This is a genomic window from Corynebacterium sp. HMSC11E11, from assembly GCF_001807025.1.
GTDB classification, from domain to species: domain Bacteria; phylum Actinomycetota; class Actinomycetes; order Mycobacteriales; family Mycobacteriaceae; genus Corynebacterium; species Corynebacterium freneyi.
The window spans coordinates 49,033-61,567 of sequence record NZ_KV787165.1; the positions used below are offsets into that span (position 1 = coordinate 49,033).

5 protein-coding genes and 1 riboswitch are annotated in these 12,535 nt (G+C 69.2%); of the genes, 1 reads left to right on the forward strand and 4 read right to left on the reverse strand.

What is annotated here, in order from left to right; all coding sequences use genetic code 11:
- Positions 1 to 9: 9 nt before the first annotated feature.
- Genes HMPREF3121_RS10625 through HMPREF3121_RS12925 form a run of 4 tightly spaced genes read right to left on the reverse strand, consistent with a single transcriptional unit; the run spans position 10 to position 10,253 of the window.
- Positions 10 to 2,751 carry a hypothetical protein gene (locus HMPREF3121_RS10625; protein ID WP_070523254.1) on the reverse strand — a complete coding sequence of 914 codons (2,742 nt, stop codon included), beginning with the start codon at positions 2,749 to 2,751 and terminating at the stop codon, positions 10 to 12.
- Positions 2,751 to 6,398, reverse strand: a complete 3,648-nt coding sequence (locus HMPREF3121_RS10630) for a tubulin-like doman-containing protein (protein WP_070523256.1) — start codon at positions 6,396 to 6,398, stop codon at positions 2,751 to 2,753. The genes HMPREF3121_RS10625 and HMPREF3121_RS10630 overlap by 1 nt, the downstream gene beginning before the upstream one ends.
- A 49-nt stretch (positions 6,399 to 6,447) precedes the next feature.
- Positions 6,448 to 9,543 carry a vWA domain-containing protein gene (locus tag HMPREF3121_RS10635; RefSeq protein WP_070523258.1) on the reverse strand — a complete coding sequence of 1,032 codons (3,096 nt, stop codon included), beginning with the start codon at positions 9,541 to 9,543 and terminating at the stop codon, positions 6,448 to 6,450.
- Positions 9,543 to 10,253, reverse strand: coding sequence for a hypothetical protein (locus HMPREF3121_RS12925; RefSeq protein WP_070523261.1), 711 nt, complete (start codon positions 10,251 to 10,253; stop codon positions 9,543 to 9,545). Before HMPREF3121_RS12925 ends, HMPREF3121_RS10635 begins: the two co-directional genes overlap by 1 nt.
- A 236-nt stretch (positions 10,254 to 10,489) precedes the next feature.
- Positions 10,490 to 10,606: riboswitch (TPP riboswitch) on the forward strand.
- Here HMPREF3121_RS12925 and thiC point away from each other — a divergent pair.
- Entirely contained in the window at positions 10,599 to 12,311 is a 1,713-nt protein-coding gene (gene thiC, locus HMPREF3121_RS10645) for a phosphomethylpyrimidine synthase ThiC (RefSeq protein WP_083291643.1), read from the forward strand. Its footprint overlaps the riboswitch before it by 8 nt.
- The last annotated feature ends 224 nt before the right edge of the window (positions 12,312 to 12,535 follow it).

Sequence of the window (12,535 nt, forward strand, 5' to 3'; positions counted from 1 at the left end):
ACTCGTTCATCACACGATGTCGTTGCCGAAGATCGACGGCAGCCGATGCTCGCCCGGGCCTCGATCCCCCTCCGGCGCCTTCGACGTCGCCGGGGCCTCCCCGGACGTGATCCAGTCGCCCTGCGCGGTCCTGCCGTACTGCACGACCGTGACGGACTTGGACAGCGTCTTCACGCCGTCGTTGGCCGCCGACGGTTCGCGATGCACCGAACTGACCTCGGCATCGATCTCGGTGCCGCCCTGGTTGTGGCCCATGGCGGTCATGGCCGAACCGGAGAATCCGATGCTGGAGCTCGCGTCGAGGCCGTCGAAAAGCCGGTCGCCGGGAATCTCCCGTTCCCTGCCGTCCTCCCACATGCGCAGCGTGCGCACGAGATCGTCGGCGCCGCCGGACGACGACAGCCGCTCCAGGGCCTCCGCCCACGCTTCATCGGCCTCATGGCTGCGATCCAGCTCCGCGTCGACCGCCACCTGCGCGATGCGGTCGAGCGGCGATTTCGATCCGCGGCCCATGGCCCCGTACAGCTCGTAGTCGTCGGGGATCATGACCCCGCTGGCCTGGACCTCGACGCGTGCGGCGGCGATGAGGTTGTTCAGCGAATCCTGCGCCCACGAGGGCGGGAACACCCGGTCGCGCAGACGCTGGACGGCCTCCTGGGCCCGGCGATCGTCGATGACCGCCTCGGCGATGACCGTGGACCGGGGCAGCCCGGCGTGCGGGATCCGCAGCGGAGCGTCCGCCCCGATCGCGGACCCGAACGGGCTCGACAGCGCCCGACCGAGGATCGCGCTCCACGACTGGTGCTGAGAGTAGGAACGGGCGCACTTCTCGACGTCGCCGATCGCCATGGCCAGGTTCTCCGCGGCGATGCGCTCGTTTTCCGCGAGAAGGGCGCGCCTGGTGATCCGATCGAAGATGCCCCGCTGGGCCTTCGCGAACACGAGCATCTGTATGCCCAGGATGACCACCGTCACCAGCAGAAACACGAGCAGGCCCCAGTTCCACGCGAGGGACGGCTCCAGGACCGGGATCTGGACCCGGGGCTCGTAGTGCGCGACGACCAGGTAGCCGACGCACAGGGACAGCACCGCCCACACGGCCATGAGGATCCGCAGGCGGCGCGCCAGCCGGCGGCTCGCCTCGCCATCGTCGGCGCCGAGCGCCTCGAGCTCCTCCTGGAATCCCCGCAGTTGCTCGCCGCAGCCGGCGGCACGCGAGCGGGCCTCTTCCAGGAATCCGGACAGCATGTCGCCGATGCGCCACGCGAAGCTGGTCGAATGGCGGCGACGCCACTCGTCGAAGCGGGCCTGCAGGTTGAGCACCGACCGGTCGGTGGTCTTGTTCGCGACGTAGTCCAGGGCGTTGGCGTAGGCCGCCGCCCCGTGCGGGTCGAACGGGGCGATGGTCGTGGCGCCGAGGGAATCGCCGAGCATGGACCGCAGCGTGGGGTGTTCGCCGTCGAATCGGTCGGCGGCATCGGGCACGGCCAGTCCGGGCCGCTCGACGACGACGCCGTTGCCGTAGTGATCGCGGGGCGCGGCAAGCAGATCCTGCTCGCGCTCGCCGCCGTCGACGAGGGTCAGGCAGGTGTTGGCGTAGGCGCGCCACATCTGGGTCAGCGTCGGCGGTTCACCGATGCGGATCTGGGCGTCGGCCCGGTCGAGCCGCTCGCGGAGGTGGCTGCTCGCCGCGCTCACCTCGTCGATGGATCCGCCGCGGCGCGCGCCGGAGTGCCGGCCGCAGACGACCTCGATGGCGGAATCCTGCCCGTACAGGGTGTTTTGCACCATGCGGGCGAAACCGCGCTGGACGGTCGCGGAGCCCGCGGCCAACCAGTCGCCGGGAGTGCCGATGACCGCCTTGAAGAAGAACGAGAAGAACCGCTTCAGCGTCTCCCAGGCCCCGACCTGCGACGCGGTGGCGTTCTGGTACGGCTGCATCTTGTTGAGCAGGAACGGCTCGGAGGCGCGGGAGAAGCCGGCGGTCATCTTGCCGGTGATTTCGGCGTCGTCGTCGGCGATGATGACGCGCCGGTTGCCTTCGCGCACGGGCTGGGGCACGCGCTCGGTGACGTCGAGGGTGCGGCGGCGGATGCCGGCCTCCATCTCGGTGGTGTCGATGCGGCGGTGATAGACGCGCGTCAGTCGCACGACGCCGCCCTCGCCGGAGGCCATCGCACCACGGGGGCCGTCGAGGACGGGGGTCTCGATCGATCCGGCCCACAGCCCGGTCAGCCCCGCCACGGCCGGCGCCGCGTAGCGGGCCAGCGCGTCGGGACCGTCGGCGCGGTGCTGCGGGTCCTTCGCGTCGGAGGGCGAATCGGAGTCTTCGGGGGCCAGCACCAGGGTGGTCCAGCCGACCAGGCGCGCCGGTGCGGTTCGCGGCAGGGGCAGGCGGGGCAGCACCAGGTGGACGCGTTCGCTTGACGACGACAAGATCCCGTCGACGGCGTTCGTCCACCGCATCACGGCGTCGACGTCGATGGTCGATCCCCCGTCGTCGGGTTCGTCGAGCGCGACGAGGAGAACACGGCGGCCACCGTCGACGCGCAGCGCATCGCTGATCCGCTGCATGCCGATGCTCACGCCGTCTGCTTCGTCGTGTTCGATGACCTCGATCTCGTTGCCCGACGACGCGGTGTCGATCCAATGGAAGCGGGTCACCAGCCCCAGGCTCGCCAGGTCCACGAGATTCGAGCGGATCGCGTTCGGGCCGGCGCCGTGGCCGAGGAAGATGATGAGGTCCCGCATCAGATCAGACCCCCGCCGAAGCCCTCCGGCCGCGACGTCAGAGTCGGGTCGTCGGCACCGGTGATCAGCGGCTGAGGCGGCGCGACCGGCTCACGGCCCCAATTCTCGGCGACCACCGCGGCCTCCTCGAGTCGCTTGAGCAGGTCCGCGGCCATGTAGTCGACGTCGTCGGCCAGGTCACGGTACAGCGGCATCTCGGCCGCGATGCGCCGATCCACCACGTACGACCAGGGACGGTCGGTGGGACGGGCGCCGGGCAGCGCCGCGCGGCCGGTGGCCGACAGGAAGTTCGCGGCCTTCGCGCGGGCGGTCCGCAGCACCTCCTCCGCCTTGGCCTTGCGCTCGGCCAAAGTCGAACCGTGGGGCGAGGTGCCCGTGTCGCTCTGCGGGTCCTTGCCCGTGGCGAGCCACTCCGCCAGAACCTTGACCACGGAGTGATCCACCGCTCCGGTCGTGGGGCCTTCCGCGCCGTCGTCGTAAAGCTCCCGGAGCAGGCGGTACGGACGAAGCGAATCGCCGATGCGACCACCCGGCGGCGCGGTCTGCACGTCCGCGTAGGCCAGGAGAACCGACTCGATGACCGCGGGCATCCAATCCTCGTTGCCGCGGAACTTCGTCGGCGGCGTCAGCAGCTTCTGCGGGAACGGCACCCACTCTTCCTGCGCATCATCGAAGATGTGCGCCGCCGCCGACGCGGTGCCCAGACCCGAAATGTAGATCCGGCCGGTGAGCACGCCGATGTGCCACCCCGCGACCATCGCACGACGCTCATCGTCGGTCAGCGGCAGCGCCGCCGGCAGCGGGCGGGCGCGGCGCAGCTCCCAGAAGCTCTCCGAATTGCCGCCGCGGCCGTTCCAATCCTCCGCGATGTGCGGGAACAGCGACGAGAACACCACCGGCGAGTAGTTCGGGTACGACCCGAAGACGTCGATGCTGAACACCCGGTTGTCCGTGGTGAACGCCGACTCGAAGGTCGTGACCGTCGCGTCGTCGCGGGTCGTGTCGTTCTGGATGATCTCCGACAGGCGGGAGCCGGCCTCCAGGCCGTCGAGCGGAATCTCCGAGAAGTTGAAGTGGTACTGCTCGCGACCGACGCCGTAGACGCGGTTGAGCATCTCCGACGACACCGCGGCCAGCGGCCGGGCCTGATGCAGAGCCTTGTAGAAGGCGTCGTGCAGGCGATTGAGGCGGCCGTCGTACTCGGCGTCGTTCGCGGCGGCGCCGCGGGTCAGGTACGAACGCAGGTCGACGCCGATGAAATCGCTGAACGGCTTCGCCGGACGGGCGATCCACAGGCGCGTGCGCTCGATGAGATCCGCCGGACGCAGGCGCGGATTGAACGACGCCGCACGCGAATCGCGCTTCTCGCCGCGGCCATACGGCGGGCGCGTCAGGTGCTTGGACACCCACCCCGCGCGGTTGCCGGGACCCGACTCCGGGCCGGTGGCCGGGCACAAGGTGTCGTTCGGTGCCTTGATGCCGCCCTGCGTATCCCAGTCGCCCATGATGATCTCGCGGGTGGCCGCGGACACGGCCTCGGGGAAGGTGCGCAGATCCGGGACCGTCGCCCGCATCGTGCCCAACATGTGGCCCTCGTAGTCCGCCGGGAACTTGTCGGTCTCCGTGATCAGGATTTCGTTGGCGGAGCTGCGGAAACGATCGTCGATCTTTTCCTCGCCATCGCGCGGCCACGCAACCGGGTCGGAGGTGGCGACGTCGGCGAGATTGAGGCTGACGTCCTTGCGCTCGTTGTCGTGGTCGAGATCCTTGTGGACGCTGACCAGTTCGCGCTTCAGGCGCAGCAGAACCGAGCTGCGGAAATCGTCCAGAACCTCGGCGAGCAGACTGGCCACCTGCACGATGTGGTATTGCGTCAGCTGCGTGGTGTAGCTGGCGGCGATGTTGTCGGCGATCTGCGCCGAGTTGTTCACCGTGCCGCGGCCGTTGAGCGGCTGCAGCAGGGTCTCCAACTGCGGCGACGGCGCCATCGGGTCCATTCCTGCGGCCGACTGCGCGAAGCTCTTGATCATCGGGATCAGCGGCTCCTGGAACATTTCCATGAGCCGGTCGACGATCTCCTCCACGAAGGGCACGCCGTACCGGGACAGATCCCCTTCGATCTCGGCGATGACGCGATCGGCGAAGAAGTCCGCGAATTCGTGGACCGCAGCGTAGGCGTTGGCGGACAACATCTCGTCGACACCGCTGCGGCACTGCTCGAGGCGCCCGCGGACGAGGTCGGCCCATTCCCGCGACTTCATTCCGTCGCCGGCGGGCAGCGTCTGCCGAATGTTTCGGACCGCCTCGTTGGCCGCGGGCGCCGAGAAGCTTCCCCCGAACACGGATCCCAGCCACGGATACACGTCTGCGGCACGCAGTTGGCCGGCCATGGAGCCCGGCAGGTGGCATGCGGCGAGGAAGTCCGGCAACCGTTCGCGCAGGCGCTTGTCCAGCTGTTCCTTGCCGGTCGACGGGTCGTCGGGGCTCAGATGGCCCTCCAGCAGGCGCTCGAACGACGACCGGGCGAGCCGCTGCGCCGCGTACTCGGCGTACCGGTCGCGGCCCATGGACAGCTGCGCGTATCCCATCGAGCCCCACGGGATGTCGTTCCAGCTGACCTTGGTGGGCGATCCCCATCCGAGGATCGAACGGCTGCCCTCGATCGCGCCGGAGTTGCCCAGGGTGTACTGGGTGAACGAGCCGAGCGCCTTGCGCGAGGTCATCAGCGCGGCCAGGGCGCGGCCGAGACCGCGGTAGATGGCGGCGGGCGAACCGTCGCCGAACTTCGAGCGGTTGCCGCCCATGCGTGCGCCGATCGGGAACAGACGGGCGAAGGAGGCGTTCTTCGGGGTGACCGACAGACCCATCGCCTTGAAGATCGCCCGATCGTGGGAGACCGCGGCACCGGTCTGCGCGGCGACGGCCTCGCCGAACATGGCCAGCGAGTTCGGCCACATGCCGCGACGGTCGTCTTCGGACAGCGATTCGAAGACCTCGGGGCTCATCATGAAAATCGCGGTGCGCGACGGCATGTTGCCGGGCAGCGTCGAGATCAGGCGGGCGACGTCGAACACCATCGACGCGCCGGAACCGCCCGCCATGGAACCGATGACCAGGGCGATCGGCTCGCTGTCGGTGACGTCGGAACGCCGACCGGTGATCTTGTAATTGAGCTCGTTGAGCTCGGCGTTGGTCTCCATCCGGTTCAGGCGGTCCATCGCCGAACGCAGCCCGTCGTGGATCTTCTCCAGGTTCTGGATGGTGAGCATGCGGCCGAGCGCGCGGCGCTGGCCGGCGCCTCGGTCGATCGGCAGGTTGAGGTTCTCGGGTTCCCGCGTCGCCCACGTGGCGATCTCGCCGAGCGAACCGGTGCGGGCGAGCTGCTGGGAAAGCCCCTGCTCGAACTGGTTGTAGTGGAGGCTGTTGCCCACGCTGACGTACTGACCGCCCGCCTGCGGGACGTTGGCCAACCCGGCCGGGCCGGGCTCGGCCGTCAACGGCGCATCGACGCTGACGAACTGCCACGCGGCGGGCAGCTCCGTGCGCTCGGGATCGACCTGGCGCAGGTAGGCCTTCAGCTGGTCGATGATGTAGGCCTGCGTTACGGCGCCGGAGCCTCCGCATCCGACAACGAGAAATTTCTCCACGATCGAATCTCTTTCCGGGGTGTATCGGGGTTAGTCGTCAGTTCTTCGATTATCGGTCGAGATCGCCCGGGGGGTTCCCGGCACCGTCGTCCGGCACCCCCCATTCGGCGCGGCCGCTTCCTGAGCCGGAGTCGGGGCCCTGGCCAAAGCCTCCCTGGCTCGGCCGTCCGAATCCGGAGCCGGAATTCGAGCCAAAGCCGGAGCTCCCGCCGAATCCGGAGCCGGAGCCGGGGTTCGAGCCGAAGCCCGAGTCACCGCCGGAGCCGGGGTTGCCACCGAAGCCGGAGCCTCCGCCGGTGCCGAAGCCGGAGCCGGGGTTGCCGCCGAAGCCCGAGCCCCCGCCCGAACCGAAACCGGAGCCCTGGCCGAAGCCGGAATCCCGGTTCGCGTCCGGGGTCGATCCCGGGCCGGTGCCGAATCCGGAATTCGAACCGAATCCGGACCCCGCGGACCCGCCGCCGAAGGAATCGTTCGAACCGAAGTCGGAGGGGAAACCGTTCTGCGGGGACGGCTGTGCCTGCGGCGACTGATTCCGCCCGTCACCGGCGCCCGCCTCGCGACGTCCGCGCTTGCCCTTGGCCCGCTTCGATTCCTTGTCGGTCTTCGGCGACTCTGCCGGACCGCCGTCGGCGGACCCCTCCGTGCTCATTGTTTCCCGCAGCCGGCCGAGCCGGTCGGCGCCATTGCGACGAATGTCGTCGACGATGGCGGCGAGCCGCTCGCGGGTGATGCCCTCGTCGGCGGCCACGATGAGCGACGCCCGAATCGGCGCGTCCTCGCCCGGGGCACCCGGCATCTGTCCCAGCTGCCCCATCGGGTCCTGCATTCCCGTCGACGGTGCCGGAATCTGCGCGATCGCGAACCAGCGGTCGTGGACCGCCAGCGGCAGCTGCGCGGAGCCACCCGAACGCTCGCCCGCATCGGAAATCGAGTTGGGGCTTTCGGCCACGGCCTTCGGAGGTTCGAAGGGGTTCAGGCCGGTCTTCACGACGCCCTGCTCCCCCGCCAGCGTCACGGAGCGGCCGCTCGACGTGACGCGGGGTGCGGCGATGACCTCCTCGTAGGTCAGGTCGAATTCACCGCCCTTGTCCGTGCGCACCACGGTCGTGCCGTCGAGGGTGACGGGGACGCGGACCGCATGAATGCCGGGGCTCGACGGGATCCGTCCGGTGAGGTACTTCATCAGGTACAGGACGCCCAGCGGAATGAGCAGCGCCAGCAGGAGCGCGAGGACCAGGGCGACGCCGAAGGTCGCCTTGTCGATGGGGGCGGTGAGAGCGCCCTCCACGCGGACGTCGACGGTGTCCTGCTGTCCCGATTCCGCGTCGACCGCCGTAACCGGAATCCACGCGTCGGCGATGGCCCGGTCGATGGCGGTGCCCGTGGTGGCGGTCAGGACGATTTCCCCGGTTTCGCCGCGCTCGAGCTCCAGCGGGTTCGACTCGTCGTGATCGGCCGTGTACTCGACGGTGGCGTCGCCGACGGTGAAGGAACCCGGGTCGACCCACACGGTGCCCGGACCGGCGACCTGCATGGTCGCGGTGCCGTCGGTGCCGTGCACGTCCAGGTTCACCGAACCGGGCAGCTTGGGCATGGTCGCGGGTGCGACGGAAATGTCCTTGGAGAAGTGCAGGGGCTTGAGCTGCGTTCCCGGCCGACCCTCGTCGCCGGCGGTGGTGACCGCCAGCTCCATCCGCAGGTTGCCGGCGACCGCGCCGTTGACCTTGTCCAGCGGAACGTCCAAGGATCCGGACCGGATGTCCTCGTTGTCGACGAGGGTGATGGGGGCGTCGCCGTTGGACGGCTCGATGCGGGCGGTGAACCGAGCGTCGCCGTCGAACCGGCGCTGGTCGCCGTCGGGCCCCACGATGGAGACCCCGATGACGTCGTCGTCGGACTTGGCCAGGGGCACGTTGGGCTGGGAATCGGCGACCACGATGCTCAGCCCCGGGATGATGTCCAACTTGAACTCGTAGCCGGCGTCGTCGGACTGCCCGCCCTCGACCCGGTAGCCGAAGGTCCAGTTGCCGGCCCATTCGTCGCCGCCGCGCTCCATGTTCACCTTCACGGAGCCCTTCGCGTCTTCGTTGCCCTCGGTGACGGTGATCGGGTTGCCGGCGATGTCGGACACGTCCCCGGTCAGGTCGATGGGTGCTCCGCCCGGCGGGGTCAGCACCGGAATGAGGGCACCGATGTCGTCGAGGCCGGGGCCGGTGGGCGTGACGCTGAGCTGCACCGGGGTCACGGAATCGTCGAGCGTGAACTCGACCGACTCGTCGATGCCGCGGGATTCGTCGTAGCCCAGGCCCAGCGAGGGGGCCATCTTCTCGAATGCGGCGGTCAGCGCGGACGCGTCGGCGGCGGGGATGTACGCGCCGTTGGGGGCGAGGGCGGAGCAGTCGGTGCCCTCGGAGATCCGGCGCAGGTGCTCAGCGGGGTCGTCGTCGCCGTTGGACAGTCCGATGGTGAAGACCTGGATTCCGCTCGCGCGCAGCCGTCCGACGGGACCGTCGGCGTGGCACACCTGGTCCATGATGGCCGAGTCGTCCGCGGCGCCCTCGGCGGTCGGCTTGCCGTCGCTGAAGAACAAAACCGTGCGGCACGGGCTTTCGCTGTCCCGGAATGCCGCGGCCGCGCCGGTCAGGCCGGCGGAGTAATCGGTCCAGTTCTCGTTGGCGCGGTCGGCGAAGGCCTCGATGTCGTCGTCGACGTTGGTGCCGTCATCGTCGGACTCGAGGGCCGTCCAGTCCGTGGCCGCGTTGTAGTCTCCGCCGAAACCGGCGAGACGGACGTTGATGTCGCTGCCGGTGGCATCGGCGTAGTCGGCCATCTTCTTCACGAAGGCCTGGGCGGCGTCGACGCGCTTGGCGTCGGGGTCCGTGGCGGTGATGGCGTCGGTGCCGGCAAGCGAGCCGGATTCGTCCATGACCAGGAGGATGTCACCGGACTTCGAGCCGGCGATGCAGCCGGCGAACTCGCTGAGGGCGCGATCGCCGCCGCCTTGTCCGGAACCGAGCCCCTGCGCGAGCGCGCCGGCGGAACCGGCGACCATGGCCAGCGCCGCGACGCCGACGGCGCCGATGACGCGGCGGCCGGTGAATCGGCGGGCGATGCGGCCCGCCATCGTGGTTGCGTTGTCGAGCATCAGGCCACTCCCAGCTTCGACGCCCAGAGGGCGATTTCGATCGCGGTGACGATCACGGCCACCAGGCCGATGCCCGCCGCCGCGCGGTACAGGGCGATTTGTCCGGCGTTGCCGATGTACGGTCCGGACGCCTGCCGTTTCGTGTCCTCCGTGAGGTGCACGCCCAGCAAGATGAACGTGACGATCCCGGCCAACGCCCAACCGCCGAACGCGAGCGCGGAATAAGCGCCGTCGGTCGGCTCGGCGGTGAAGAACGCGACGATGCCGAGGACCAGGCCGATCACCGCGGTCACGGTCGCCGCGATGACCCACGGCCACGGGCCGGACCGGTAGGTGGTCGCGGCCCCGTCGGCGGGACCTGCGCCGGAGGGGTCGAAGCCCGCTCCCCCGGACGCGCCGCCGGTGCCGAAACCGCCCCCGCCGGAACCGAATCCATCGCCGCCGCCGAAGCTCGAACCGGATTCCGAGCCGAAGCCCCCGCCGCCGCCACCCGAAGGTGCGGTGCCGAAGCCCCCGCCGCCACCGCCGGAAGGCGCCGCGCCGAAACCGGAGCCACCCCCGCCGGGGGTCGCACCGAAACCGGAGCCACCCCCGCCGGGGGTGCCGAATCCTCCTCCCGAGCCGGAGGGTGGGCCACCGAATCCGGGATTCGACGCTCCGCCGAACCCACCTGACCGGGGCGTTTCCGAATTCCCGAAGGGTGTGCCCACTGTTCCACTGCTCCTATTGACGCACGAATGTCAGTTGTTCTCTGGACTATGTAAGGCCTCAATATCTTCGGCCGCAACTCTTTCCCCCGACTTTTCCGATGCGGCAAGCCCCCGGTTTGTTCCGGCCGATTCCCGGCCGCCACCCCCGTTTCACCCCCTCCCCACGGGGCCCCGCGGCGAGCCGATCGTCGCGCCGCCCCTCGAATTTCATCGGGTACGCTCGACCGTCACAACCGAATAATCCCCACGGGAGCGCCCACCGAACCGGCGCTGAGAGGGCATCGGGAATGCGGATGCCGACCGTTCGAACCTGTCCGGGTAATGCCGGCGTAGGAAAGGATCGCGATGGCGAAAAACGCCACCAGCCCCATGGACGAGGCGCGGGACCAGGTCACCACCGGCCCGATCTATCGCTCCGAGAAGATTTACGACGACGTCGTGTTCGACGGTTCGCCGTTCGGTTCCGAAGATGTCGTCCTCCGCATTCCGGCCCGCCGGATCAACCTCACCGACGGCACGCATTTCGACGCCTACGACACGTCGGGCCCGTACACCGAGACCGACGCCGATCCGGATCTGCACGGCGGTCTGCCGAAGACCCGGGACTCGTGGCCGACTCCGCCTCCCGCGCCGGCGTCGTCGGAAAGCCCCGAACTGAAGGCGTCGACGCAGCTGGCGTGGGCCCGCGCGGGGATCGTCACCCCGGAGATGGCGTTCATCGCCGCCCGCGAGGACGTCGACCCCGAGCTGGTGCGCTCCGAGGTCGCGGCGGGCCGCGCGGTGATCTGCGCCAACAAGAATCACCCGGAGCTGGAGCCGATGATCATCGGCAAGAAGTTCGCGGTGAAGGTCAACGCGAACATCGGCAACTCGGTGGTCACGTCGTCGATCGCGGAGGAGGTCGAGAAGATGGTGTGGGCGACCCGCTGGGGCGCCGACACGATCATGGACCTGTCGACGGGCGCCGACATCCACGAGACCCGCGAGTGGATCCTGCGCAACTCCCCCGTGCCGGTGGGCACGGTGCCGATTTACCAGGCGTTGGAGAAGGTCAAGGGCGATCCGGCGAAGCTGACCTGGGAGATCTACCGCGACACGGTGATCGAGCAGGCGGAGCAGGGCGTCGACTACATGACCGTCCACGCCGGCGTGCTGCTGCGGTACGTTCCGCTGGCCGCCAACCGCGTCACGGGCATCGTGTCGCGCGGCGGGTCGATCATGGCGGCGTGGTGCCTGGCGCATCACCGCGAGTCGTTCCTGTACGAGAACTTCGCCGAGTTGTGCGACATTTTCGCGAAGTACGACATCACGTTCTCGCTTGGCGACGGCCTGCGCCCCGGTTCCATCGCCGATGCCAATGACGAGGCCCAGTTCGCGGAGCTGCGGACCCTCGGCGAGCTGACGAAGATCGCCAAGGCTCGGGGCGTGCAGGTGATGATCGAGGGACCGGGCCACGTGCCCATGCACAAGATCGCCGAGAACGTCCGGCTCGAGGAGGAGCTGTGCGAAGAGGCCCCGTTCTACACGCTGGGCCCCCTGGCCACGGACATCGCGCCGGGGTACGACCACATCACCTCCGCCATCGGCGCGGCGATGATCGCCCAGGCCGGCACGGCCATGCTCTGCTACGTCACCCCGAAGGAGCACCTGGGCCTGCCCAACCGCGACGACGTCAAGGTCGGTGTCATCACCTACAAGATCGCCGCGCACTCCGCGGACCTGGCCAAGGGATTGCCGCGCGCCCAGGAGCGCGACGACGCCCTGTCGAAGGCGCGTTTCGAGTTCCGTTGGCATGACCAGTTCGCGTTGGCCCTCGATCCGGACACCGCGTTGGAGTACCACGACGAGACGCTGCCTGCGGAGCCCGCGAAGACGGCGCACTTCTGCTCGATGTGCGGGCCGAAGTTCTGCTCGATGCGAATTTCGCAGGACGTCCGCGACTACGCCAAGGAGCACGGACTGGAGACGGTCGAGGCGATCGAGGCCGGCATGGCCGCGAAGGCCGAGGAGTTCGAGGCGGCCGGCGGTCGCGTCTACCTGCCCCTGACGTCGGAGTAGGCGAACGGCGGGGCGCCGGCGACGCCGAAATCCTCAGCGGCGGAAGCCATCACGGCTTCCGCCGCTTCTTCGTGCCGATGGGACGCACATCACCCCGGAGAACCGTGTTTGTTAACCTGCCGTTCAACTATTTGCCGTCATTGGTATACCTTGTCGCGCGATACTCTCGGCCACGTGTGCCCGGGCACGACCAGGGCGACGCACGGACCCGCACGCTTTCCCCC

Coding starts and splice junctions, on each gene's coding strand:
- HMPREF3121_RS10635 (WP_070523258.1), bottom strand. CDS start 9,543: ATGCTCGACAACGCAACCACGATGGCGGGCCGCATCGCCCGCCGATTC.
- thiC (WP_083291643.1), top strand. CDS start 10,599: ATGGCGAAAAACGCCACCAGCCCCATGGACGAGGCGCGGGACCAGGTC.
- HMPREF3121_RS10625 (WP_070523254.1), bottom strand. CDS start 2,751: ATGCGGGACCTCATCATCTTCCTCGGCCACGGCGCCGGCCCGAACGCG.